This window comes from Pseudomonas agarici, from assembly GCF_900109755.1.
Lineage (GTDB): Bacteria > Pseudomonadota > Gammaproteobacteria > Pseudomonadales > Pseudomonadaceae > Aquipseudomonas > Aquipseudomonas agarici.
In genome coordinates this window covers 213,679-236,310 of sequence record NZ_FOAR01000004.1, presented here as the reverse complement: position 1 = coordinate 236,310, position 22,632 = coordinate 213,679, and the positions used below count along the sequence as shown (strand labels likewise).

Sequence of the window (22,632 nt, the reverse complement as noted above, 5' to 3'; positions counted from 1 at the left end):
GACGATGCCCTTATCCGATATTCGACAGTTTCAGCAGTTGGCGCAGGTCGTTGAGCAAGTCCTTGCCCTTGACCTGGGCGTCGTAGCGCAGCACCAGGTTGCCGTGCGGATCGATGATCCACAGCTGCGGCGCACCGTTGCCCCGAGCTTCCCGGGTGTAGGCGGGAAGGTTCAGCGGGTAACGTTGCAGTTGCGGGTATTCGCGTTGCAGCTTGACGCCGTACTCGCGGTCCAGTGGTTGCGCAGTCGCCAGGGCATGGCTGGCCCGGGAAGCGTCACGGCCCAGGCCGATCTGGATCTGCCGCGCCAGATAGACCAATTGTTGGCAATCCATCGAGCACTCCTGGGGGGCCGTCACCAGCATTTGCCAGCGTTGTTCGTCGGCCTGTACGCCGAGGTCGGCACGGCCCTGGCCATTGCCAATCAGTTCGCCGTGATAACTGCGGCTTTGCGGCACCCAGAACTGCAGCTTGTACATGCCGGTGGCAAGGATCATCGGGCCAACGACCATCAGTACGATCAGGATCAGTTGCCAGCGCCCGCGAGCGCGTCCTCCCGGCCGTCGGGCTTCAACTGTGTTGAGTCGATTCAAGGCCGCTCCCATGGTGTTTCTCCCTAGCGTTATGCCATCCGAGGTAGAGGTAAAGGACCAACAGCGCCAAGGCCATGGCGAACCATTGCACGGCGTAGGCGAGGTGTTTTTCCGGGCCCATGCCTTCGGCCACCACTGGCCATCCGGTTTCATAGGCGCCAGGACCGGGCTCCTGGCGCAGCTCGTAGGCGAAGCCTTCACGGCCCAGTTCCGTCCACAGTTTGCCGGGCTCAATCGTTGTCACCACGCGCGGCCAGAGTGCGTTCAGCGGGTCGGCATGGAGCTGGAAGGTGCTGCCCGGAGCGACATAGACCCAGGCGTCGATATTCAGCGCTTGCCCAGGCGTGCCGAAGACCGGCGGCGTGCGCCGTTCCGGCCAGGGCAACCAGCCGCGATTGACCAGCAACCAGAGCCCGCTGGCTAAATCGTGAAAGGGTTGGATCAGCTCGACGCCCACCTGACCATTACGCACGCGGTTATCCAGCAGGTAGCTGTGTTCGGCATCGAACTGGCCACGTAGCTGTACGCGGCGAAAAGCCGGGTCGGCACTGCCTTTGAGTTGCTCGCCGCTCAGCGGCTCGGCCGTGCGGCGCTGGGCATAGCTGTCCAGCAACACGCGCTTTTGTTCGCCCCGCGCCAACTGCCAGAAACCCAGCAGTACCAGCAACGGCAACACCACCAGCACCACCAGCGTCGGTGCCACGCCGGGGTGAAAGCGCCTCATGACGGCACTCCATTGGCAGCAACTCGACTCGCTATACTCAAATACACGCGTATCTCCCCCGGAGTCTCACCATGCTCAAAGCGGCGATTGTCCTGATGCTGATAGCCACGCTTATCAGCCTGTTCAGCGGCCTGGTTTTTCTGGTCAAGGACGAGGGACCGTCTCGCCGCCTGCTCACCGCGCTGACGGTCCGCGTCGGTCTGGCCGTCGCCACCCTGGCATTGATCAGCTGGGGCTTCTACAGCGGCCAGTTGGTGTCCAGTGCCCCCTGGTAGGCAGGCGCAGCTACAGCACGTAGACGAAAACGAACAGGCCGATCCAAACCACATCCACGAAGTGCCAGTACCAGCCCGCCGCTTCGAAGCCGAACTGATGGTCGGCGTTGAAGTGCCCACGCATGACCCGCACCAGCATCACGAACAGGATCAGCGTACCGATGGTCACGTGGGCGCCGTGGAACCCCGTGAGCATGAAGAACGTCGCGCCATAGACGCCCGAACCCAAGGTCAGGCCCAGTTCGTGATAGGCGTGGAGGTATTCTTCGGCCTGGAACCCGAGGAAAGCCAGGCCCAGCAGTACCGTCAGCGCCAGCCAGATCTTCAGCGCCCCGCGATGACCTTTCTTCAACGCATGGTGGGCAATGGTGACCGTCACACTGGAACTGACCAGCAGGATGGTGTTAAGCAGCGGCAGACCCCACGGACTGATGGTAGCCTTGGGCGGTGGGAAGAGTTTCGGGTCCGGGTTGTGCAGCAGCGGCCAGACGTTTTGGAAATCCGGCCAAAGCATGTGCGCCAGGCCCTTGGCACCGCCTTCACCGGCCAGCCACGGCACAGACAGGTGCCGCACATAAAACAGCGCACCGAAGAACGCGATGAAGAACATCACCTCGGAAAAGATGAACCAGCTCATGCCCCAGCGAAACGAACGATCCATTTGGGCACTGTAGAGGCCGGAGCGGCTTTCCTTGATCACCGTGCCGAACCAACCGAACAGCATATAGGCCAACAGCAGTCCGCCGACAAAGAAGATCAGCGGGCCATGGGATTCCGGGCGCGCCGCCTTAAGGTCATTGAACCAGGTACCCAGGCCGTAGACGGTGGTCAACATGCCCAGTGTGGCAATGATCGGCCATTTGCTCTGGGCAGGAACGTAGTAATGCTCGTGAGTCGGCGTTGCCATTTTATTGTTCTCCTTATCGGGCACACTGGATGGCCTACCCGCCCGAGCGGGCCATGGGTGGGTTGCGAGCAGTGATATCGAACAGCGTGTAGGCCAGTGTCAGGTGCTTCACGTCCTTGGGCATGTCACGGTCAACGATGAAACGTACCGGCATCTCGATTCGCTGCCCCGGTTGCAGTGTTTGTTGGGTAAAGCAGAAGCACTCGGTCTTGTGGAAGTACATCGCCGCATTGCTGGGCGAAATACTCGGGATCGCCTGAGCCTTCATCACCTGATCGGTCGGGTTGTAGGCAACGAAGATCATTTCGTTGACCGCACCGGGATTGACGCTGATCTGGTCGGCCTTGGGATAGAACTCCCAGACCATGTCCACGGCGTTGGTCGAGAGGAACTGCACACCGACCCGGCGTGACGCATCCACCACCTGCTCGCCCTCGTACTGGCCGGCGGTCTTGCCGTTGATGCCGAAGGCCTTGCACATCACGTCATAGATCGGCACCAGGGCGAAGCCGAAGGCGAACATCGCCACCACCACCAGCAACAGGCGCGTGACCAGACGCTTGAGTGCGATCGAGTCGTTCATCGGACAGCCCTCCGCGTCATTTCACTTCCGGTGGCGTGGTGAATGTGTGGTACGGCGCCGGCGACGGGATATTCCACTCCAGTCCTTCGGCCCCATCCCATGGCTTGGCCGGGGCCACCGGGCCACCACGAATGCACTTGATCACGATGAACAGGAACAGCAACTGGGTGGCCCCGAACATGAAGCCGCCAATCGAGGAGACCATGTTGAAATCGGCGAACTGCAGGTTGTAGTCCGGAATCCGCCGCGGCATGCCCGCCAGTCCCACGAAGTGCATCGGGAAGAATGTCAGGTTCATGCCGACGAACGACAACCAGAAGTGCAGCTTGCCCAGGGTTTCGTCGTACATGTGGCCGGTCCATTTCGGCAACCAATAGTAGGTCGATGCAAAGATCCCGAAAATCGCCCCCGGTACCAGCACGTAGTGGAAGTGCGCCACCACGAAATAGGTGTCCTGGTATTGGAAGTCCGCCGGGGCAATCGCCAGCATCAGGCCGGAAAAGCCACCGATGGAAAACAGGATGACGAACGCCACGGCGAACAACATCGGCGTCTCGAAGGTCAGCGAACCTTGCCACATGGTACTGACCCAGTTGAACACCTTGACCCCGGTCGGCACCGCGATCAGCAACGTGGCGTACATGAAGAACAGCTCGCCCACCAGCGGAATGCCGACCACGAACATATGGTGCGCCCAGACGATGAATGACAGGAACGCGATACTCGCCGTGGCGTAGACCATTGAGGTGTAACCGAACAGCGGCTTGCGCGAGAAGGTCGGGATGATCGAACTGACGGCCCCGAAGGCCGGCAAAATCATGATGTACACCTCGGGGTGGCCGAAGAACCAGAACACGTGCTGGAACAACACCGGATCACCACCGCCGGCGGCGCTGAAGAAGCTCGTGCCGAAGTGGATGTCCATCAGCATCATGGTCACGCAACCGGCCAGCACCGGCATCACCGCGATCAGCAAGAAGGCCGTGATCAACCAGGTCCAGACGAATAGCGGCATCTTCATCAGCGTCATGCCCGGTGCACGCAGGTTGAGGATGGTGGAGACCACATTGATCGCGCCCATGATCGAACTGATGCCCATCAGGTGGATGGCAAAGATGAAATAAGTCACGCTTTCCGGTGCATAAGTGGTCGAAAGCGGGGCATAGAAGGTCCATCCGAAGTTCGGTCCGCCACCGGCGGTGAACAGGGTAGACACCAGCAACAGGAATGCCGCGGGCAACAACCAGAAACTGAAATTGTTCATCCGTGGCAGGGCCATATCCGGCGCCCCGATCATCAGCGGGATCATCCAGTTGGCCAGGCCGACGAAGGCCGGCATCACCGCGCCGAAGACCATCACCAACCCGTGCATGGTGGTCATCTGGTTGAAGAACGCCGGCTGCACGATCTGCAATCCGGGTTGGAACAGTTCGGCACGGATCACCATGGCGAACGATCCGCCCAGCAGGAACATGGCGAAGCTGAACCACAGGTACAGCGTGCCGATATCCTTGTGGTTGGTGGTCAGCACCCAGCGCATCAGGCCCTTGGCGGGACCATGGGCGTGGTCAACGGCATGACCATGGTCATCGATCACAGCACTCATGTCCTGTCTCCTGCAAACGGTTGAACCGGGTGACCTGGGCATGATCCAGGCCAGTTCAGGGAGCACGCAGCCGATTTGCTCATTTGCTTTGCTCCTGCTTCAGAGCCAGCACGTCTTTGGGCGTGACCATGTCGCCTTTGTTGTTACCCCAGGCATTACGCTCGTAAGTGACAACTGCGGCGATATCGACTTCGGAAAGTTGTTTGCCGAAGGCCGCCATGGCGGTGCCCGGTTTGCCGAAGAAGACCCGGTGCAGGTGGTCTTCCTTCGATCCGGTGGTGATCGGCGAGCCCTTGAGGGCCGGAAACATCGGCGGCAAGCCCTGGCCTTCGGCCTGGTGACAAGCCGCGCAGGTGGTGTGATAGACCTTGTCGCCACGGGCCACCAGTTCGTCGAGCGTCCATTCCTTGGTGGTCAGCTCGCTGAGCTTGGCCGCTTCGGCCTTGCGCTCGCCCAGCCAGGTGGCGTAGTCGGCCTGGGACTTCACCTCGACCACGATCGGCATGAAACCGTGATCCTTGCCGCACAGTTCAGCGCACTGCCCACGGTAGATGCCCGGCTTGTCGACTTTGGTCCAGGCCTCGTTGACAAACCCAGGAATCGCATCGCGCTTGACCGCGAAGGCCGGCACCCACCAGGAGTGGATCACATCGGCGGCGGTCACCAGAAAGCGCACCTTGACACCTGCCGGCAGCACCAGCGGCTGGTCGACTTCGAGCAGATAGTGCTCGCCCTTGGTGGTTTGGTTGTGAATCTGTTCGGTGGGGGTGGCGAGGTTGCTGAAGAACTCGACATCCTGGCCCAGGTACTTATAGTGCCACTTCCACTGATAGCCGGTGATCTGGATGTCCACATCCGATTCACTGGCGTCGTACATCTTGATCAACGTGGCGGTCGCCGGGATCGCCATGGCCACCAGAATCAGGAAAGGTACGATGGTCCAGAGAATTTCCACCGTGGTGCTTTCATGAAATTTGGCGGCAACCTGTCCGGTGGAACGGCGGTGAAGAATCATCGACCAGAACATCGCGCCAAAGACGATGACACCAATCACTACACAGATCCAGAAGATGGTCATGTGCAGATCGAAGACCGCGTGGCTTACTTCGGTTGCCCCTTGAGTCATATTCGTGGTCCAGGCGGCTTGCGCCTGGCTGAATATCGACCACAACAGCAGGCCCATCCAGACCTGTGGACGTCGCATCATTGCGGGTTCCCCTTATCATTCTTGTTATCCCGCCGGCTTTCACCTGAGGCAGAGGGAAATGGTCGGACTACGCAAGCGGACCATTCGGTCTTGCCGGAACATGCAGCCGGACATCATCAGCTAGCTCTTCACAAAACCGAGTATAGACAGCGACTGCGACCACGCAACGCGATAAGGAAAATGAACCGATAATTTGGCCAGAGGCCACGGATGACGTGGGATAGCGCGACGTGATAGCAAATCGTTATAACGCAGACATATAACTATGAAATAATTATGACAAATATGTCTTAGCAACTTTTATAACCCAGCTACCTTATTGGCCTCACTTTTCCCTTTGTTTTCCATCCTGGAGCCTTCATGAACACCGCCGCATTGCGCGAGCAGATACAGCGTGCACATCAACACGAGGCCGCTACCGGTCAATTGACGCGACAACTGGAAGTGCAGTTGCCGCACCTTCATCCCGCCATTCAACTACCGCAAATCGATGCCAAAGGAGTCATGACCCGGTTCGTCACTACCTATATCGATCTGGTCCCGGACCTGCTGGACGCCGCCAATGAAGTCGCCCGTGAAGCGGGCATCGAGTCGCAGATCACCCCGGTGCTGAAAATCGCCGAGCAGTTTTTCCTGCAACCGCCGACCCTCCTCGACGGCCATATCGGTCTCGCCAGCCTGCTGGATGAAGCGTATCTGGCGCATCGTTTGGTGGAAGAGGTCAACGATCTCTATATCGTACATTTCGGCCAGGCGCTGATCCCGTTGGACACCACCGTGGCCAACCTGATCGCCCACCAACTGATCGGCGAAGACTTCGCCAACCAACTGGATGGGGCGGTGCACCATGCTGTCGATGAAATGCTCGACGAAGAAAGCTTCGCCCTTGAATCAGTGGAAGCCTACCGTGACCGCCTCAACGATCCAAATACCGAAGCCGCGTGGAAGCGCCAGCCCTGCCTGTCCCGCCAACTGGGGGTAGAACTGGAACTGAAACACCCCACGCCCTGACCGTACCTGTGCGCGTCAAGAGGTCGAGCCTACACCTACCGTGGTGCGCAGGCGTCCTTCCAGACGCCGCTTCAGCCCGCGGGATTCGATGACCAGCCGCGAGCCCTTGGCCACGTTGGCGCGCGCCCATTCTTCGAGTAGCTCCAGGCAGGAATGGTCGATATACGTCAGGTTGTTCAGCGGCACATGCACCGTGCTGCCCCACGGTATCGTCGACAGTACCTGGGTCAGCGCCGGGACCTTGAGAAAGGTCGCCGCTCCCGTCAGCCGCAGCTCCTTTTGTCCTTCGCCCGGTAAATCCACCAGGCTGACCTTCAGCCGCGAGGCTTTCCACGCCAGTTTCGCCAGGGTCAGACCGAAGCCAATCAGCACGCCGCTCAGCAGGTCGGTCAAGATGATCGACAGCGCCGTGACCGCGTAGGTCAGCATCGGCATCCGGCCATACCGCGACAGTCCCCGAAAAACCTTGAGGTCCACCAGTTTCAGCCCGGTGTAGACCAATACCCCCGCCAGGCTCGCCACCGGGATGCTTTGCAGCACGCTGGACAGCAACAGCACGAAGGCCAACAGCCAGACACCGTGAAATACCGCCGACAGCCGAGTCCGTGCGCCGGCCTGGACATTGGCCGAACTGCGCACGATCACCCCGGTCATGGGCAGTGCCCCAAGCAGGCCACAAAGCATGTTGCCAATTCCCTGCGCCGACAGCTCACGGTCGAAATCCGAGCGCTGGCCGTCGTGCATGCGATCCACCGCTGCCGCCGAGAGCAGGGTTTCGGCGCTGGCGATAAAGGCCACGGCAAAGGCCGCGATCAGCAGCGCCGGATCCGCCAGGTTGAGCAGGTCCGCCGGACGCAGCCAATCGATGGCCTGCGCCAGATTATCGGGCACCTCCACCCGCTTGACCGGCAAGGCCAGCAGCAGGCTCGCCAGTGTCGCCAGGCCCACACCGAGCAAAGCGCCCGGCACAAAGCGCAGAGCATGGGGCTTGAACTTCTCCCACAACCCCATCACCAGGATTGTCAGCACCCCCAGTAAACCGGCCTGCCAGCCAATGCCGCCGCTAACCACCGGCAAGGCTTTGCCCAGGACTTCGGGAAAGCCCAACAGATTGTCCAGGCCCGAGGGCTGGGGCGAGCCGTCGAACATCACATGGATTTGCGAGAGCACGATCAACACGCCGATCCCGGCGAGCATCCCGTACACCACCGCCGGGGCAGTGACCCGGAACCAGCAGCCCAGGCGCATGCGCCCGGCGATCAATTGCAGGAGCCCGGCCAGCAGCAGGATCGGCCCCAACATAGCGATCCCGTGTTGGCGCACCAACTCGAACACCAGCACCGCCAGCCCGGCGGCAGGACCGCTGACCTGCAACGGCGAACCCGCTATCCAGCCGACCACCAGGCCACCGACAATCCCGGTGATCAACCCCTTGGCCGGCGGCATGCCGGAAGCAATGGCGATTCCCATGCACAACGGCAGGGCCACCAGGAACACCACCATGGAAGCCAATAGCTCCCTGGGTAAAACAGCTTTCAGTTGTGCTGCACGCATGATAAATCTCCCGAGGATTTCTTCAGGCATGGCAAAGCCAGACGGCTCGACGGCAGTCGTGGCAAAACCTTATCGATTGAGAAAAGCTTCAGGCTTTAGAAACGGGCCTTGGGCGTCGCGCTCGGGATTGGAAGAATACCGTCCAGAGGCAGAAAACTGCCTCGATCCGCGTCATAGGCTTTGATTTCGCTGGTTTCGATGTTGTAGATCCAACCATGGATGAACAACTGCCCGTTGGCCATGCGCGAGGCCACCGACGGATGGGTACGCAAATGCTGCAACTGGGCGATCACGTTCTCCTGGGTCAGCGCCTGCATGCTTTCGCTTTCATTGGCGCAGTCGCAGTTTTCCTGGACCATGGTTTTCGCCACTTCGGCATGGCGCAACCAGGCTTTTACCGTGGGCATCTTTTCCAGGCTTGCGGGAGTCAGTACCCCGCGCATCGCACCGCAGTCCGAATGTCCACAGACGATGATGTGCTGCACGCCAAGGGCCAACACGGCGTATTCGATGGCGGTTGAGACGCCACCGTTCATCTGCCCGTAAGGTGGCACCACGTTACCGACGTTGCGGGTGACGAACAGGTCGCCGGGGGAGCTTTGGGTGATGAGTTCGGGAACGATGCGCGAATCGGCGCAGGTAATGAACATGGCTCGCGGCTGCTGCGCCGTGGCGAGCTTCTTGAAGAGTTCTTGCTGCTGCGGAAAGACTTCATGATGAAAATGCAGAAAGCCATCGACGATATGCTGCAATGCTGCATCGGCGCTTTCGGTCTCGGGGAGCACTGAAGCCGACGCAGCCAAAGGCTGTTTATCCCTGTCACTCATGATTCATCCTTTTTTCTGACGGATTGAAGGAGATTTTCTTGATTTGGCTTGCTCAGAGCCAGCGTTCTTCGGGTCAGCACGCCCGATTCCTTGAACACTGCCTGTCATTTATAGGAAACAGGCGCAACCAGCATAGCCGTAAAAACTTAATTCAAACTGAATCAGAGGCTCTAAAACGGGCTTTTCCGTTCTCCATCACGCTATTTTTACGCTGCGCGAAAAGCACCATCTACCCCCTCAACGGACAAAAAAACCACCGGTGCGGCCGAATCCGGCGCATTGATCGGAGCCCCGACGCCAGCACGAAGAAGCTCACACAGAAGTCGCCAAAAAAATGCCACCAAACACTGGACAGACATACACCCTGTCAAGTTTGACAGTAGACACATTCAAGAGAGCCCCCATAGAGTAGGCACCGAAAGTTATAGCGGTCTCCTAAATGAGCCCTTAATCAGGCTCAGTACGAAATGTCTTCGAGCGGCGGCCTGACCCAGCGAAAGCAGGCGGGAAAGCGTAATTGACGGGTTATCAATGAGCATGGCGAGCCAGTTTTCACCACCGCGTGGGTGAGCGCAGACACCTTTCGCACGGCGGCTGAGGAAAAACCGCAAAAAGGCGTTTTTCTGGCGCCCATGAGCCATCACCATGACGATGATCCGTTGCTCGAACTCGCCACGGTCTTTTCGAAGATAAAACAGGACATCGGCAACTGATTCAGGGCCCATGGTTCATCATGCACCTGCACCCTGACGAGAAGAAGGCAGTGCATCGTCACCGGGCATAGTGTTAACAGGAAGGTTAAAATTATGTCTAACTACACCGCATTATGCGTTTTTGCCGTTGCGCTCTCCATTATTGTTCAGGAGACGACTTTAGCGGCACAGGCCGAGCCGGGAACAGGCACCGCCCCCACCGACAAGTCGGAACAGGATCCAAGGCAGGGCTGGTCCGAAGACAGCGCCTGCGATACCGGGGCAATACTCAGATTTACCGTCCAGAGGGCAACGGAGCAGCGCGAAGACGACGATACCGCGCTGAAGGTGGCTGATGGTGACAGGGTCAGGGAGAGTGTCAGGCCAACCAATCTAGCCAATTGGGACCATCGGGCCAACACGCATGTATGCCCGCAGGATGCCACCGTACAAGGCGCAGTAACGAAAAGCGACTCGGAAGTCAGAAACGCCGCCCCCCGGCATACCCTGCAGACCTGTTGCAGATTCTAGGCTCAGTATGAAATGTATCTGCGCTCGCCCATGCCGCGTTGAAAGCAGCCCCGCCATGCTCATTGACCCCCGTCAACGGCGCTGGCTCGCCTGCTTTCGCCTGGCCTGGCCTTCGCTCGAAAGCATTTCGTACAGATTCCACGCGCCATGATCAAGGCCGATAACGAGAGGCTGGCGAGCGGCGCTCGCACCACCACCAGCCCACCCACCCGCCACCGACGATGGGCAAAACGGGCTCAAGTCGACGAAGGTGCAATGATCCTGGCTTCATCGAGCGTGCGTCCGAGAAAGGCCTCGATGGATGTCAGGATGGGTTGGGAGGCACCCGGCGCGAAGACCAGCTCACGCAGGCGCCTACCTTCCACGGGGTCGAAGAGTCCCTTGTCTTCGAAGCGGCTGAATACCGCCTTGGCCAGCATCTGCCCCCAAGGATAGATGAAGTAGGCGACATCCGTTTCCGTAACCAGATGCTTGAAGCTGTAGACCTGCCGCTCATTGCCCGGTGCCGGCAGCGACAAAATCTCGTCTCGTACACGTGCGGCGCGCGCCAGGACGCTTTGCCCTTGTGCGGAGTTCTGGTGCAGCTCCAGCGCGAGCGAGGCCAGTATTAAGGTACTGGCAGACGTCAAGCTGTTCTGGGTCGTAAGCGCAATCATCAACTGGTCGGCCTGATCAACCGAAAGCGCTGCCCCAGTCTCATGGTGCCGGCTGATCTCGACCAGATAGGTGCGCGAATAACACCAGCACTCCAGCAACGCCGAGAAGAACTCGCCGACATCCCTGGCGGACTCGATTGCGGACAGGCGCCAGCAATTCGAGCGATCCAACAACTGATGCAGGCAATGTCCGAATTCGTGGAACAGTGTCCGTATCTGTCCGTGCTTGAGCAGCAGCGGCCTGTCAGCGGCGGTCGCTGGCAGGTAACACGACAGCACCGCAATCGGTGCCGTCAGGGTACGGCCCTCGACCGATAACAACCGATGGCGTAGCGCGAACATCGCCCCCCCCCTGGTGGTCTTCTCTTCGCGGGCGAACAGATCGAGGAACAGGTAGCCTATCGTCTGCCCCTGCTCACGGACCTCGAACGGTCGAACGCTGGCGTGCCAGGTATCCAACTCGTCGCGGGCGATGAATTCAACCCCGAAAAGGCGACCGGGTAACGCTAGCAGGCTTTTCAGAACCTGCTCAAGCTCGAAGTAGGCACGACATTCATCTTCGCTGATCGCTCCTTTGTGCAAGCGCAACCGCTGGGCATAAAAGGATCGGTCCCAGGGTTTCAGTTCCACCAGCCCGTCCTGGGCGGCAAACTGCTTCAATTCCTCCACTTCGCTGAGCCAGCCCGGTTTTTCCTCGCTCACCTGCTGGCGCAAAAAGCGCTCGACCTGCTCAGGAGAACTCAACGAAAAGCTCTGCAGTCGCAGCGCCGCGCTATTGGCAAAACCCAGCAGGCCGGCCTTTTGAAAACGCAACTGCAGCAACTCATCGAGCACGGCACTATTGTCATAGTCTGTTTCGGGATCGCTGGCACGGGTCATAACCGCTTCATAGACCTGCTGGCGAAGCTCGCGCCCGCGTGCGTCCACCAGAATCGAGCTGACGGCCTGCGGATCGTCGATGTTCAACCACCAACCGGCAAAGTTCGATTCGTGATACAGCTCCATATGAGTCTTGTCTTCGCTCGACACGCCATCAAGCACACCGTCGTCGCCGAAGTACAGGCTGGCGTCTTCACTGGCAATGTAGATATTAGTGAGGAAGCGCGACTCCAGTGCCTTGATCTGTGCATCAAGCGTTTGCAACTGGGTTTTCTGACCCTCGGCCAAATGCGCGCCCGCCAGGCGGCAATCCAGCAATATCCGCTGGAGAGCGGATACACGCGATGCGTCGAACAGTTTCGCGTGTTCGCAATTTGCCAACTTTTCATAGAGCTGGAAGAGCCGGGGATGCTGACTGACCTCAAGCCGATAAGCGAGATAACGCTGGCGACAACGCTGGAGCGCGCCTCCCCAGTGTGGGTAGGGGCGGGCGGTACTCAAGGCGCTCACGACGCCCATGAACCCCGAGAGCCGGGCCTGTAGAGCGTCGACCGGCACGAAAAAATCGTCCCAGGTCGGGTATTGGCTCTGGCTCGCGACAATCTCGTCAATCGCGCGTCGGCTGTGTTTGATCAGCGCATCGAGCGCCGGCAGCAGGTGCTCGACACGCACTGACGAATAAGCTGGCAGATCGCACGGCTGCGCTTGCAGCAGCGGGTTGAAGGTCCCCACGTTTCACTCCTTGATGGTCGCGGACCGACCACCGGCCCGCTCAAGGCCCCCAGCCTAGGGCAGCGGGCTCTTTCAAGAGTGATGCATGGATAACGCGCCCCGGGGCCTTGGACGACCCGCAAGAGCGCAAGGGCTCGATTACTCGCCCTCAGGCTTCTTTTTCAGCTTGGGATTGGGGAAAAACTGCACGGTCTGGACCTTTTTGTCGACGACTTTCACCGCCGGCGTATTGACCCGCGTGCCCAGCTCCTTGGGCACTGACAAGCCTTGTTCATTCAACGTATCGGCATAACCGCAAGCCACGCATTCACGGTGCGGAACTTCGTCTTCGCTCCACATCATCAGCTTATCCTGCTCGCTGCATGCCGGACAGACCGCGCCAGCGATAAAACGTTTCTTGGTCTTGATCACGGGTACCTCGCTCATGCCGCCGCGTCCGCGCTCAGGCCGCTGTGACGCAAGAGTGCGTCAATCGACGGCTCGCGACCACGGAAGTCGACGAACAGCGCCATCGGCGCCTGAGAGCCACCACGGGCCAGGATAGCGTCGCGGAACGCGCGACCGGTTTCGGCGTTCAATACGCCCTCCTCCTCGAACTTGGAAAAAGCGTCGGCCGACAGCACTTCCGCCCATTTGTAACTGTAGTAGCCCGCCGCGTAACCGCCGGCGAAAATATGCGCAAAGCTGTTGGGCAAGCGGTTGTAGGCCGGTGGACGCATCACCGAAACTTCGTTGCGCACACCTTCGAGGACCTGCGCCACACTGCGACCGTCGCCGTGGGTGGCGTGCAGTTCGAAGTCGAACAGCGCGAACTCCAACTGGCGGACCATCATCAGACCGGACTGGAAGTTCTTTGCCGCGAGCATTTTTTCCAGCAGGTCCTGAGGCAGCGGCTCGCCGCTTTCGTAGTGACCGGAAATCAGCGCCAGGCCTTCCGGCTCCCAGCACCAGTTCTCCATGAACTGGCTCGGCAGTTCCACCGCATCCCAGGCCACCCCGTTGATGCCGGAAACACCGACGTGCTCGACGCGGGTCAGCAGGTGGTGCAGGCCGTGGCCGAACTCGTGGAACAGAGTGGTCACTTCATCGTGGGTCAGCAACGCGGGCTTGCCGCTGTCGGCCGGGGCGAAGTTGCACACCAGGTTGGCCACGGGACTTTGCAGCAGGCCAGCGGCGGTACGCCGACGATCGCGAGCGCCGTCCATCCAGGCGCCGCCACGCTTATTGGCGCGGGCGTAGAGGTCGAAGAAGAATCGTCCGACATGCTGGCCGTCTTCCTTGATCTCGAACAGGCGGACATCCGGGTGCCAGGTATCGAAGCCTTTCTGCTCGGTGATCTCAATACCATACAGACGCTGAACGATGGCAAATAGGCCGCTTAATACCTTGTCGATCGGGAAGTAAGCGCGCAGGGCCTCCTGGGAGACGCTGTAGCGCTGTTCACGCAGCTTCTCGCCGTAGAACCCGCTGTCCCAGCTTTGCAGCTCGGCGCAGCCCTGCTCGGCGGCATAGGCCTTGAGCTGTTGCAGGTCCTGGGCGGCGAACGGCTTGCTACGCTTGCTCAGGTCACGCAGGAAAGTCAGCACCTGGTCACTGGAGCCGGCCATCTTGGTCGCCAGGCTCAACTCGGAGAAGCTGGCGAAACCCAGCAGTTGCGCCAGCTCCCGGCGCAAGTCGAGGATGTCCTGCATCACCGGGCCGTTGTCGTTCTGACCGGCATTGGGGCCCTGGTCCGACGCTCGAGTGCAGTAGGCGGCGTACACTTCCTCGCGCAGGGCGCGGTCCTCGGCGTAAGTCATTACCGCGTAGTAGCTGGGGAACTCCAGGGTGATCAGCCAGCCATCGAGGCCCTTGGCCTGGGCGGCGGCGGCCATCTGTGCCTTGGCCGACGCGCTCAGCCCGGCGAGACCGGCCTCGTCGCTAATGTGTTTGCTCCACGCCTGGGTCGCGTCGAGCAGCTGGTTGGAAAAGCGGCTACCCAGCTCGGACAGCTTGCTCTGCACTTGGGCATAACGCTTCTGCTCGGCCTCGGGCAGGTCGATACCCGACAGTCGAAAGTCGCGCAGGGCATGTTCGAGAACAGTCTTCTGCGCCACGTCAAAACCGGCGGCCTCAGGACTCTTGGTCAGGGCTTCGAAGGCCTGAAACAGTGCGCGATTCTGGCCTAGCTCGGTGGAGTAGGCGCTCAGGGCCGGCAGGCAGGCCTCGTAAGCTTCGCGCAGTTCGGCGCTGTTGCACACGGCGTTGAGGTGGCTGACCGGACTCCACGCGGCACCCAGGCGGTCATTGAGCTCGTCCATGGCCAGGACCAGGCCGGCCCAGCTCGGATTTTTCCCCTGGCTTTGCAGGATGACTTCGATGGCGGCACGGTTGTCGGCGAGGATTTGCTCGATGGCCGGTTGTACGTGCTCGGCACGGATCGCCGAGAACGGCGGCAGGTCATAGGGTTGCAGAAGAGGGTTGTTCACGCTCACGGTGGGTACCTTGGCTGGAGAAACAGTAAGAACAAAGATGGGGCCATCTTAATTACAATCAATGCCCACCGCAGCTATCGGCAACAGAGAGAGAGCCTATCGTGACCCTTCGCACCTATCAGAATCACACACCGACCCTTGGCAGCGGGGCTTTTGTCGATGCCTCGGCGGTGGTCATCGGCGATGTCGAAATCGGCGCCGACAGCTCGGTATGGCCACTGACGGTGATCCGTGGCGACATGCACCGTATCCGTATCGGCGCCCGTACCAGCGTGCAGGATGGCTGCGTACTGCACATTACCCATGCCGGGCCTTTCAACCCAGAGGGCTTCCCGCTGCTGATCGGTGACGACGTGACCATCGCCCACAAGGTCATGTTGCACGGTTGCAGCGTTGGCAGCCGGATCCTGATCGGCATGGGCAGTATCGTCATGGATGGGGCGGTGATCGAAGACGAGGTGATCGTCGGCGCCGGTAGCCTGGTGCCGCCGGGTAAGCGCCTGACCGGCGGTTTTCTCTATGTCGGCAGCCCGGTCAAGCAAGTGCGCGCGCTGACGGACAAGGAGAAGGCCTTTTTTACCTACAGTGCCTCGAACTACGTGAAACTCAAGGATCAGCATATCGCCGAAGGTTACCACCGGGCCGACTGATCGTTATTTATACAGATTGGGGTATTTCATGCATTACCGGACCATTTTGTTCGACCTCGACGGCACCCTGACCGACCCGCGCGAGGGCATCACCCGCTCGATCCAGTACGCCCTCGGCAAACTCGGCATCGACGAACCGGACCTGAGCAAGCTCGAACACTTCATCGGCCCACCGCTGTTGCAGGCGTTCATGCAGTTCTACAGTTTCGACGAGGCCAAGGCCTGGGAGGCGGTGAATTTCTACCGTGAGCGCTTCAAGGTCACCGGGCTGTATGAAAATCGCCTGTTCGAGGGGGTCACACCTTTGCTGGAAACCCTCAGTGGACAAGACCGCACCTTGTATATCGCCACCTCCAAGCCTTGGCTATTCGCCCGTGAGATTGCCCGCCACTTCGATTTTGCCAAGTACTTCAAGGTGATCTACGGCAGCGAACTCGACGGCACCCGGACCGACAAGGTCGAACTGATTGCCCACCTGATCGCCGAGCAAGGGCTGGAGCCGGGCGATACGCTGATGATCGGCGACCGCAAGCACGACCTGATTGGCGCCCGGCGCAACGGGCTGGATGCGGCGGCGGTGGGTTACGGCTTCGGCAGCTTCGAGGAGCTCAATGGCGAACAACCGGCGTATCACTTCCAGACATTGGCTGAGTTGCATCGGGCGTTCATGTAAGGCGCCGTCCCCTGTGGCGAGCGGGCGGGCCACAGCGGCCAGTCAGCCCGGCATCAGTTGACGCAACGCTGCCTTGCGCTCGTCAACCGGTAAGCCCCCGAGCTTCTCCACCGCGGTAAAAAATGCCGGCCAATCACTGTTGACTTGCCTGAACAACGCGGTAAAAGCCGGCACCCATTGGTCATAGAGGCCAAAGGGCAGCAGCTTGGCGTTGTTCAGTGGCGAGTTGATCCAGGCGTCATATCGCTTGTCTCCAGCCCACTGCGTCGCCTGTACCCGACGGTACTCCAGGCGTAGGCGCGCGAACTCCGCAGCCTTGCGCTCGCGCATCTGCTCAGCCGGCAGGGGCAGGGCGTAGAGCGCCCGCAAGCGTTCGCGGGTGTGTAGCACCAACTCGATGAGCTGCTCCTTCTGCGCCACCTCGCCGACCTTGGCCGGGGGTAATCCCCGTGCTGCCCGCCATTGGCGTGTGCCTTCCTGCTCGACGAAATTGGCGTAGGACTCGTTGAGCTCGGTGTCGCCCTTTACATAGAAACGCTGGTGCGCCAGTTCATGGAAGATCAGCGCCGCCAGGCGCTCGTCGCCCCAGTTCATCATTGAGTTGAGAATCGGATCATCGAACCAACCCAGCGTCGAGTAGGCTTCGACCCCGCCGATGTACACATCCAGGCCCCGTTGGCGTTGCAGCGCCGCCTCGCCCCGGGCCGCGCCCTGGCTGTAGTAACCGCGATAGGCCACGCAACCGGCAATGGGAAAACACTGCTCGCGTGGGGTCAGAGAGAACTCCGGCGTGGCGAAGACATTCCAGACCACATAGGGCCGCTTGATATCGGCATATAGGCGATAACTGTGGTTATCCGGCAGATGCAGGCGCTGACTGGCGAACGTCCGGGCCTCTTGTGAGCGAATCAGGTGTTCGCGCAGCTCGGGGTCGCGGTTCGGGTCGGCGATCACCTCGGCGACCGATTCTCGGGCGCGCAACAGGCTCAACTGCCCGCTGGCCAATTGGCTGTAATAACTCACACTGCTACAACCGCCGATAAACCAAAGCGACAGGCCAGCGAGCAAGGGACGTAAAATAAGCGTGAGTCGCCTAGGGCCTGGACACAGCCTGAGCACCATGAAAAATCATCCGGTCGGGGTTTGTTGCAAGACTATCGCGTGGAGCGAAAAATAGGCATGAATGATGGTCGAGGATCAGGTGTCCACTGGATGTTGACAGGGCAACCCGAGGCATCGATTGCGGGTACGCCGAATTTCATATCACCGAGCGAAAATCATCATGCGCAAGCTCCTTTCTTCCCTTCTGGTCCTCGCCAGCCTTGGCGGCTGCGCCAACCCATTGCCAGCGGTCAACCCGCAAATGGCCTGGATCGACATGGGCACCCGCACCGGCACGCTGGTCATGGCCGAAAGCCTGGATAACCAGCGTCTGGACGACGGGCGTTTTTTCCAGGTCACCCCAGGCGCCCATGAACTGACCGTGCGTTTCGACTTCGATGTCTATGCCGGGAGCATGGCGATGAACACCGATCCGCTGGAACGCATCTGCTATATCAGCGTACCCTACGACCACTTCGAAGCTGGCCGGCGTTATCACCTGGAGGCCGTCGCCCTGAGCTTCGACGCCAGCGCACGGCTCTACAACGACAAGCGCGAACAGGTCGGCGAAAGCCAGAATGTACGCTGCATCCCGTAGAAGACCTCAGATATCGTTCCTCTGGTAGATGATTGCCTGGGTGCCGTTTTCGCAACGTCCGACAATCATCGCGATATCGTGCTTCTCGGCTTCTTTCTTGGAGACGATCTCCAGAGTATAGGACGGTACGGCCTTGGCCTGGATCTTGACCTCAATCTCTTTCCTCAGCTCCTCGCAATCCTTCGGGGCCGCCAGGGCCGACGCAGCCAGTGCGCAACAGAAAACTCCCAGGGCAATGCGTTTCATGGTCAAGCTCCTTCGCGGCAACGCGTCGCAAGGGCGTACGCACTGGGTTGCCACAACCGATTGGACCACAACCGGGCAAGCCAAGTTCTGACCCTCCCTCACATCACTCATACGGGAGGAAGCCTGCCGAGCCATCACGAACGGCATCGTAAGACCGCCAAAAGCCGCACGGGCCAGCCCGTCAGACCAGGATCATCCGGCCTCAGTCCAGCAAGGTCGCGTCCAGCGTGATCTTCGCGTTCAGAACCTTGGATACCGGGCAACCATCCTTGGCCTTGCTGGTCAGTTCATCGAACTGCCCTTGGCTGGCCCCAGGGATTTTCGCCTTGAGGATCAGGTGTACCGCGGTAATCGCAAAACCACCGTCGACCTGCTCCAGCGTCACTTGCGCGTTGGTGTCGATACGATCCGCCTTGAGCCCGGCTTCACCGAGGATCATCGACAGGGCCATGGAAAAACAACCGGCATGCGCCGCGCCGATCAACTCTTCGGGGTTGGTGCCCCGGCCACCTTCGAAGCGCGCCTTGAAGCCATAAGGTGCCTCGCGCAGCACGCCGGTTTCCGTGGAGATGGAGCCGATGCCGGTTTTCAGGTCGCCTTCCCAATGAGCCGATGCGTTCTTCGTGATACTCATAACTACCTCCTCAAAAGCCAGTGCGAAGGTTCGCGCCGGACAGGGTGATCTGTGTCGTCACTAGGGTTCTGAGGATAGTCGAGCCGGCAAAGTTCAACCTGTAGGAGCCGTCTGCTTTTTTTGCAGGCTAATTTTGCAACCTAAAAGTTTCGGTAGCTCTTGAAACTCGGGTATATGCCCATATTGCCAAGACTATACCGCCAGGTATTTCGCCACGTGCCGGAAACCTGTGCCCCCAAAAGGAGTAGCAGGCTTATGAAGCGACTGTCCGATGTCAAGTTCTCCACCCTCGACCTGGTGCCCGTGCGCCAGGATGGCAGCCCGGAGCAATCTTTGCGCAACTCGCTGGACCTGGCCCGACACGTAGAGAAATTTGGTTACAACCGCTTCTGGGTCGCCGAGCACCACAATATGGACGGCATCGCCAGCTCGGCCACCTCCGTGCTGTTGGGCTACCTGGCCGGTGGCACCTCGACCATCCGCGTCGGCTCCGGTGGTGTCATGCTGCCCAACCATGCGCCACTGGTGATCGCCGAACAGTTCGGCACTCTGGCCAGCCTGTATCCGGGCCGGATCGACTTGGGTCTGGGCCGTGCGCCTGGTTCCGATCAGATGACCGCCCGCGCTCTGCGCCGCGAGCGTTCGGGCAGCGCCGACGACTTCCCGGAGGATGTCGCCGAACTGATGAAATACCTCGGCCCGCGTACCCCGGACCAGCGGGTGATCGCCATGCCGGGCAGCAACACTAACGTGCCGGTCTGGCTGCTCGGGTCGAGTCTGTTCAGTGCACAACTGGCCGGCGAGCGAGGCTTGCCCTACGCTTTCGCCTCACATTTCGCACCGCGCTTCATGCATGAAGCGATTCGGGTGTACCGCAACCACTTCAAGCCGTCCGAGGTACTCGACACGCCTTACGTGATGCTCGGGGTACCGCTGGTGGCCGCCGACACCGACGAGCAGGCCGATTACCTGGCCACCTCGGTCTACCAGCGCATCCTCGCGCTGATGCGAGGCCAAAGCCTGGTACAGCGTCCACCGGTACAGACCATGGACGGCTTATGGCTGCCCCATGAACGCGAAGCGGTAGGGGATTTTCTAGGCCTGGCGATGGTCGGCGGCCCATCGAAGATCCGTGCGAATCTTAACGTGCTGATAGAACAGACACAGGCCGATGAACTGATCTTCACCTGCGACCTGTACGAACACGCTGATCGGCTGCATTCCTACGAGTTGTTGGCACAGGTGATGAAGGGCTGAAAGCTACAAACACTGATCGCGAGCACAGTTGCTCGCGATAAGTGTCCAGTGAACTACAAATCACCGGCATCTCTTCTGTAGACGATTTCCTTGGTTCCACCTTCGCAAGAACCTATCACTTTGCCTGCGCTTTCCCCGGTTCCTTTATCGGCAATGGACAGCGAGTAATGAGGTATTTTCTTGGCATCCAGCTTCGCCTTGATTTCCGATTTCAGCTCGTCACACGACTTGCCCGCCGCAAGAGTGGTACCTGCGATACTCAGCAAGGCTACTGCCAACATCAGCTTTTTCATCACTCACATTCCCTGGTCGAATCAAAAAAAGTGCGTCGGCTTTTGAGCGACGCACATAAGGCCTGATAGAGCCTTCGGTATAACAAGCAATAGGGCTGTCGGCCAGTGCAGAAGTTCAAAAGGCGAGTGGCCGGTACGCTTAGTGGGTTAGCTCAAGCCCGACTGCCTCAAGTCCGTGGCCAAGGCGCTGCGACGAGTCATAGCCGGCTATGACGAGGAACAGCAACGCCGACCGGGGGCTCGTGGCGACGAAATTGAATGACAGAACCCGCCACCAGCATCTGCTCAGCTATTGGCGATCCTGAAACCGACTTTCAACGTCACCTGAAAGTGCGCCGCCTTGTTGTCCTTGATATGGCCACGAGTGTCCAGCACTTCGAACCATTCCAGGTGCTTGATACTCTTGCCAGCCTCAGCCAAGGCGTTATTGATCGCTTCTTCGATGCTGTTGGGCGACGAACCTATCAGTTCGATTTTCTTGTAGGTGTGATGATCACTCATGGCGTTCTCCTACTCTCGGGACTGTCAACACAGCCTAGCAGTGATTTCCCGGATGACCCAAAGCGGGCGGGCGGCAGATTTTCTGCACTTTCACAAACCCGCGCAGTCCCAATTTGCACACGCCACTCATCATCGCAGGAGAGCCAACATGGCCCATTCATCGTTACGTAAAACCTCATTGCAAAGCATGGAAGCTGAGATCGAGAGCCTGCTCAAGTCTCTGGAAAGCCTCAAGGACGATGCGTCGGAAGAGTCGCGCAAAACCCTCAAAGCGCTCAAGAGCAATGCCGAGAGCGCCCTCAAGCACTCTCGCCATCTGCTCGGCGAGGCGTATGAGGAGGTCAAGACCAAGACCCGTGAAACCGGGATCGCCACCCGCGACTACGCTCAAGAGCACCCGTGGACGACCGCCGGTGTCGCCATCGGAGCCCTCGGCTTGCTGGCCGCCTACCTGCTGTGCAAACGCGGGGATTGAGTCGCCCGAGACTCACACCAGGAGTTCGAGCTCGGTCTTGAGCCATTCTGCCAACTGCCGGGCGCGCCCATCCGCGGCGCGCCCAGGCAACCACAACGCCAGTCGCCCAGGTGTTTCGTTGAAGCCCCAGGGAGCGACCAATCGACCGGCGCGCAAATCGTCCGCCACTAACGGCTGCGGCGCGATCGCCACGCCCAATCCGGCCACCGCCGCCTCAAGCAGGTAGTACAGATGCTCGAAACCCTGCCCATATTTCAGCTCGTTGGCATCGATGCCGTTGCGCCGCGCCCAGCTCGGCCACGCCTGCGGGCGCGAAGTGGTATGCAACAACGGCTCGCCGACCAGGTCCTGGGCCGGCGCCTTGAGCAAGGCTTCATAGCGGGCGAAGTGCGGACTCATCACCGGCCCGATGCGCTCGCCGGCCAACTCATGAACCTGCATATCCACCGGCCACGGCGGCTCGGCGAACAGCAGCAGGGCATCGAGCCCTGGTTTGCGCGGATCGAGATCACCTTCACCCGCCGACAGGTGCAGGCGCAAATCCGGCAAATCGGCATTCAGGCGGCCCAGGCGCGGGATAAACCAGCGGGCCAGCAGGCTGCCGGAACAACCCAGAACAAACGGAGCGGATGCCGAATCCTGAGTCAATTCGGCGCACACCGCCCGCAGGCGCTCGAAGGCCTCGGCGCTAACGTCACGCAGACGGATGCCGGCATCTGTGAGTTTCAGGCCACGTCCATCCTTGACCAGCAGGCTCAGGCCCAGGTGCTCCTCAAGGACTTTCAACTGCCGACTGACCGCACCGTGGGTCACATGTAGCTGTTCGGCGGCCCGACTGACACTATTCAGGCGGGCCGTGGCCTCGAAGGCGCGCAGGGCATTGAGCGGAGGTAGATCGCGGCTCATGATATCTGTGAGTTTTCCTGACAAGTCATAGCAATCTTATCGGTTTTC

Annotated in this window: 26 protein-coding genes; 8 read left to right on the top strand and 18 right to left on the bottom strand. The window is 59.9% G+C overall.

Annotation, left to right across the window (positions count from 1 at the left end; translation table 11 throughout):
* Positions 1 to 10: 10 nt before the first annotated feature.
* The gene (locus BMX68_RS05855) at positions 11 to 604 is read right to left on the bottom strand and encodes a PA_0111/PP_0108 family redox-active disulfide protein (protein ID WP_017132148.1); all 594 of its coding nucleotides are present in this window, start codon (positions 602 to 604) and stop codon (positions 11 to 13) included.
* Complete coding sequence (locus tag BMX68_RS05850; RefSeq protein WP_017132149.1) at positions 570 to 1,316, bottom strand: SURF1 family protein; 747 nt, start codon at positions 1,314 to 1,316, stop codon at positions 570 to 572. The genes BMX68_RS05855 and BMX68_RS05850 overlap by 35 nt, the downstream gene beginning before the upstream one ends.
* A gap of 71 nt (positions 1,317 to 1,387) precedes the next feature.
* Between BMX68_RS05850 and BMX68_RS05845 the strand changes: the two genes are divergently transcribed.
* On the top strand, positions 1,388 to 1,591 hold the full coding sequence (locus BMX68_RS05845) for a twin transmembrane helix small protein (RefSeq protein WP_017132150.1): 204 nt from the start codon (positions 1,388 to 1,390) through the stop codon (positions 1,589 to 1,591).
* A gap of 10 nt (positions 1,592 to 1,601) precedes the next feature.
* Here BMX68_RS05845 and BMX68_RS05840 read toward each other — a convergent pair whose 3' ends face one another.
* The 4 genes from BMX68_RS05840 to coxB form a co-directional block, all read right to left on the bottom strand.
* The gene (locus BMX68_RS05840; protein WP_017132151.1) at positions 1,602 to 2,498 is read right to left on the bottom strand and encodes a cytochrome c oxidase subunit 3; all 897 of its coding nucleotides are present in this window, start codon (positions 2,496 to 2,498) and stop codon (positions 1,602 to 1,604) included.
* A 34-nt stretch (positions 2,499 to 2,532) separates the two neighbouring features.
* Entirely contained in the window at positions 2,533 to 3,081 is a 549-nt protein-coding gene (locus BMX68_RS05835; RefSeq protein WP_017132152.1) for a cytochrome c oxidase assembly protein, read from the bottom strand.
* Between the two features lie 16 nt (positions 3,082 to 3,097).
* On the bottom strand, positions 3,098 to 4,687 hold the full coding sequence (gene ctaD / locus BMX68_RS05830) for a cytochrome c oxidase subunit I (RefSeq protein WP_017132153.1): 1,590 nt from the start codon (positions 4,685 to 4,687) through the stop codon (positions 3,098 to 3,100).
* 79 nt (positions 4,688 to 4,766) lie between these two features.
* Positions 4,767 to 5,894 carry a cytochrome c oxidase subunit II gene (gene coxB, locus BMX68_RS05825; RefSeq protein WP_017132154.1) on the bottom strand — a complete coding sequence of 376 codons (1,128 nt, stop codon included), beginning with the start codon at positions 5,892 to 5,894 and terminating at the stop codon, positions 4,767 to 4,769.
* A 360-nt stretch (positions 5,895 to 6,254) separates the two neighbouring features.
* On the opposite strand from coxB, the gene BMX68_RS05820 reads away from it, so the two are divergent.
* Positions 6,255 to 6,905 carry a hypothetical protein gene (locus BMX68_RS05820; protein WP_017132155.1) on the top strand — a complete coding sequence of 217 codons (651 nt, stop codon included), beginning with the start codon at positions 6,255 to 6,257 and terminating at the stop codon, positions 6,903 to 6,905.
* Positions 6,906 to 6,920: 15 nt separating this feature from the next.
* On the opposite strand, the gene BMX68_RS05815 is transcribed toward BMX68_RS05820, so the two are convergent.
* From BMX68_RS05815 to BMX68_RS05805, 3 genes are all read right to left on the bottom strand, one after another.
* A complete protein-coding gene (locus tag BMX68_RS05815; protein WP_026013197.1) occupies positions 6,921 to 8,459 on the bottom strand; it encodes a SulP family inorganic anion transporter in 1,539 nt (512 codons plus the stop codon).
* Positions 8,460 to 8,554: 95 nt separating this feature from the next.
* Positions 8,555 to 9,286 (bottom strand): carbonic anhydrase, encoded by a 732-nt coding sequence (locus BMX68_RS05810; RefSeq protein ID WP_017132157.1) that lies wholly within the window; start codon positions 9,284 to 9,286, stop codon positions 8,555 to 8,557.
* Positions 9,287 to 9,708: 422 nt separating this feature from the next.
* Positions 9,709 to 10,011: a hypothetical protein gene (locus BMX68_RS05805; RefSeq protein WP_017132158.1), complete on the bottom strand. Its 303-nt coding sequence runs from the start codon at positions 10,009 to 10,011 to the stop codon at positions 9,709 to 9,711.
* 81 nt (positions 10,012 to 10,092) lie between these two features.
* On the opposite strand from BMX68_RS05805, the gene BMX68_RS05800 reads away from it, so the two are divergent.
* A complete protein-coding gene (locus BMX68_RS05800) occupies positions 10,093 to 10,509 on the top strand; it encodes a hypothetical protein (RefSeq protein WP_017132159.1) in 417 nt (138 codons plus the stop codon).
* A gap of 236 nt (positions 10,510 to 10,745) precedes the next feature.
* On the opposite strand, the gene BMX68_RS05795 is transcribed toward BMX68_RS05800, so the two are convergent.
* From BMX68_RS05795 to prlC, 3 genes are all read right to left on the bottom strand, one after another.
* The gene (locus tag BMX68_RS05795; protein ID WP_017132160.1) at positions 10,746 to 12,776 is read right to left on the bottom strand and encodes a M3 family metallopeptidase; all 2,031 of its coding nucleotides are present in this window, start codon (positions 12,774 to 12,776) and stop codon (positions 10,746 to 10,748) included.
* 138 nt (positions 12,777 to 12,914) lie between these two features.
* A complete protein-coding gene (locus BMX68_RS05790; protein WP_017132161.1) occupies positions 12,915 to 13,202 on the bottom strand; it encodes a YheV family putative zinc ribbon protein in 288 nt (95 codons plus the stop codon).
* Positions 13,199 to 15,250, bottom strand: a complete 2,052-nt coding sequence (gene prlC / locus BMX68_RS05785) for an oligopeptidase A (protein WP_017132162.1) — start codon at positions 15,248 to 15,250, stop codon at positions 13,199 to 13,201. The genes BMX68_RS05790 and prlC overlap by 4 nt, the downstream gene beginning before the upstream one ends.
* Positions 15,251 to 15,351: 101 nt before the next feature.
* Here prlC and BMX68_RS05780 point away from each other — a divergent pair, with 101 nt between their 5' ends.
* Both BMX68_RS05780 and BMX68_RS05775 read left to right on the top strand, forming a co-directional pair.
* Positions 15,352 to 15,900 carry a gamma carbonic anhydrase family protein gene (locus BMX68_RS05780; protein ID WP_017132163.1) on the top strand — a complete coding sequence of 183 codons (549 nt, stop codon included), beginning with the start codon at positions 15,352 to 15,354 and terminating at the stop codon, positions 15,898 to 15,900.
* A gap of 28 nt (positions 15,901 to 15,928) precedes the next feature.
* On the top strand, positions 15,929 to 16,573 hold the full coding sequence (locus BMX68_RS05775; protein ID WP_017132164.1) for an HAD family hydrolase: 645 nt from the start codon (positions 15,929 to 15,931) through the stop codon (positions 16,571 to 16,573).
* A 42-nt stretch (positions 16,574 to 16,615) separates the two neighbouring features.
* Here the strand turns inward: BMX68_RS05775 and BMX68_RS05770 are convergent, their stop codons facing one another.
* Complete coding sequence (locus tag BMX68_RS05770; protein ID WP_051000638.1) at positions 16,616 to 17,695, bottom strand: aminopeptidase; 1,080 nt, start codon at positions 17,693 to 17,695, stop codon at positions 16,616 to 16,618.
* Positions 17,696 to 17,855: 160 nt separating this feature from the next.
* On the opposite strand from BMX68_RS05770, the gene BMX68_RS05765 reads away from it, so the two are divergent.
* Positions 17,856 to 18,272 (top strand): PA0061/PA0062 family lipoprotein, encoded by a 417-nt coding sequence (locus BMX68_RS05765; RefSeq protein ID WP_017132166.1) that lies wholly within the window; start codon positions 17,856 to 17,858, stop codon positions 18,270 to 18,272.
* Between the two features lie 6 nt (positions 18,273 to 18,278).
* Here BMX68_RS05765 and BMX68_RS05760 read toward each other — a convergent pair whose 3' ends face one another.
* Complete coding sequence (locus tag BMX68_RS05760; RefSeq protein WP_017132167.1) at positions 18,279 to 18,518, bottom strand: DUF1161 domain-containing protein; 240 nt, start codon at positions 18,516 to 18,518, stop codon at positions 18,279 to 18,281.
* A 202-nt stretch (positions 18,519 to 18,720) separates the two neighbouring features.
* Positions 18,721 to 19,152 carry an OsmC family protein gene (locus tag BMX68_RS05755; RefSeq protein ID WP_017132168.1) on the bottom strand — a complete coding sequence of 144 codons (432 nt, stop codon included), beginning with the start codon at positions 19,150 to 19,152 and terminating at the stop codon, positions 18,721 to 18,723.
* A 255-nt stretch (positions 19,153 to 19,407) separates the two neighbouring features.
* Between BMX68_RS05755 and BMX68_RS05750 the strand changes: the two genes are divergently transcribed.
* Positions 19,408 to 20,409 carry an LLM class flavin-dependent oxidoreductase gene (locus BMX68_RS05750; RefSeq protein ID WP_017132169.1) on the top strand — a complete coding sequence of 334 codons (1,002 nt, stop codon included), beginning with the start codon at positions 19,408 to 19,410 and terminating at the stop codon, positions 20,407 to 20,409.
* A 53-nt stretch (positions 20,410 to 20,462) separates the two neighbouring features.
* Here the strand turns inward: BMX68_RS05750 and BMX68_RS05745 are convergent, their stop codons facing one another.
* On the bottom strand, positions 20,463 to 20,702 hold the full coding sequence (locus BMX68_RS05745; protein WP_017132170.1) for a DUF1161 domain-containing protein: 240 nt from the start codon (positions 20,700 to 20,702) through the stop codon (positions 20,463 to 20,465).
* Positions 20,703 to 20,987: 285 nt separating this feature from the next.
* Positions 20,988 to 21,203: a dodecin gene (locus BMX68_RS05740; protein ID WP_017132171.1), complete on the bottom strand. Its 216-nt coding sequence runs from the start codon at positions 21,201 to 21,203 to the stop codon at positions 20,988 to 20,990.
* Between the two features lie 148 nt (positions 21,204 to 21,351).
* On the opposite strand from BMX68_RS05740, the gene BMX68_RS05735 reads away from it, so the two are divergent.
* Complete coding sequence (locus tag BMX68_RS05735; protein ID WP_017132172.1) at positions 21,352 to 21,678, top strand: ElaB/YgaM/YqjD family protein; 327 nt, start codon at positions 21,352 to 21,354, stop codon at positions 21,676 to 21,678.
* 12 nt (positions 21,679 to 21,690) lie between these two features.
* Here BMX68_RS05735 and BMX68_RS05730 read toward each other — a convergent pair whose 3' ends face one another.
* Positions 21,691 to 22,584, bottom strand: a complete 894-nt coding sequence (locus BMX68_RS05730) for a LysR family transcriptional regulator (protein ID WP_017132173.1) — start codon at positions 22,582 to 22,584, stop codon at positions 21,691 to 21,693.
* Between the last annotated feature and the right edge of the window lie 48 nt (positions 22,585 to 22,632).

Bases quoted from the DNA above. Each gene is read 5' to 3' on its own strand.
- BMX68_RS05730 (WP_017132173.1), bottom strand. From the start codon at position 22,584: ATGAGCCGCGATCTACCTCCGCTCAATGCCCTGCGCGCCTTCGAGGCC.
- BMX68_RS05735 (WP_017132172.1), top strand. From the start codon at position 21,352: ATGGCCCATTCATCGTTACGTAAAACCTCATTGCAAAGCATGGAAGCT.
- BMX68_RS05805 (WP_017132158.1), bottom strand. From the start codon at position 10,011: ATGGGCCCTGAATCAGTTGCCGATGTCCTGTTTTATCTTCGAAAAGAC.
- coxB (WP_017132154.1), bottom strand. From the start codon at position 5,894: ATGATGCGACGTCCACAGGTCTGGATGGGCCTGCTGTTGTGGTCGATA.
- BMX68_RS05820 (WP_017132155.1), top strand. From the start codon at position 6,255: ATGAACACCGCCGCATTGCGCGAGCAGATACAGCGTGCACATCAACAC.
- BMX68_RS05855 (WP_017132148.1), bottom strand. From the start codon at position 604: ATGGGAGCGGCCTTGAATCGACTCAACACAGTTGAAGCCCGACGGCCG.
- BMX68_RS05760 (WP_017132167.1), bottom strand. From the start codon at position 18,518: ATGAAACGCATTGCCCTGGGAGTTTTCTGTTGCGCACTGGCTGCGTCG.
- BMX68_RS05790 (WP_017132161.1), bottom strand. From the start codon at position 13,202: ATGAGCGAGGTACCCGTGATCAAGACCAAGAAACGTTTTATCGCTGGC.
- BMX68_RS05845 (WP_017132150.1), top strand. From the start codon at position 1,388: ATGCTCAAAGCGGCGATTGTCCTGATGCTGATAGCCACGCTTATCAGC.
- BMX68_RS05800 (WP_017132159.1), top strand. From the start codon at position 10,093: ATGTCTAACTACACCGCATTATGCGTTTTTGCCGTTGCGCTCTCCATT.
- BMX68_RS05840 (WP_017132151.1), bottom strand. From the start codon at position 2,498: ATGGCAACGCCGACTCACGAGCATTACTACGTTCCTGCCCAGAGCAAA.
- ctaD (WP_017132153.1), bottom strand. From the start codon at position 4,687: ATGAGTGCTGTGATCGATGACCATGGTCATGCCGTTGACCACGCCCAT.
- BMX68_RS05810 (WP_017132157.1), bottom strand. From the start codon at position 9,286: ATGAGTGACAGGGATAAACAGCCTTTGGCTGCGTCGGCTTCAGTGCTC.
- BMX68_RS05775 (WP_017132164.1), top strand. From the start codon at position 15,929: ATGCATTACCGGACCATTTTGTTCGACCTCGACGGCACCCTGACCGAC.
- BMX68_RS05745 (WP_017132170.1), bottom strand. From the start codon at position 20,702: ATGAAAAAGCTGATGTTGGCAGTAGCCTTGCTGAGTATCGCAGGTACC.
- BMX68_RS05740 (WP_017132171.1), bottom strand. From the start codon at position 21,203: ATGAGTGATCATCACACCTACAAGAAAATCGAACTGATAGGTTCGTCG.
- BMX68_RS05770 (WP_051000638.1), bottom strand. From the start codon at position 17,695: ATGGTGCTCAGGCTGTGTCCAGGCCCTAGGCGACTCACGCTTATTTTA.
- BMX68_RS05835 (WP_017132152.1), bottom strand. From the start codon at position 3,081: ATGAACGACTCGATCGCACTCAAGCGTCTGGTCACGCGCCTGTTGCTG.
- BMX68_RS05765 (WP_017132166.1), top strand. From the start codon at position 17,856: ATGCGCAAGCTCCTTTCTTCCCTTCTGGTCCTCGCCAGCCTTGGCGGC.
- BMX68_RS05815 (WP_026013197.1), bottom strand. From the start codon at position 8,459: ATGCGTGCAGCACAACTGAAAGCTGTTTTACCCAGGGAGCTATTGGCT.
- BMX68_RS05755 (WP_017132168.1), bottom strand. From the start codon at position 19,152: ATGAGTATCACGAAGAACGCATCGGCTCATTGGGAAGGCGACCTGAAA.
- BMX68_RS05850 (WP_017132149.1), bottom strand. From the start codon at position 1,316: ATGAGGCGCTTTCACCCCGGCGTGGCACCGACGCTGGTGGTGCTGGTG.
- BMX68_RS05750 (WP_017132169.1), top strand. From the start codon at position 19,408: ATGAAGCGACTGTCCGATGTCAAGTTCTCCACCCTCGACCTGGTGCCC.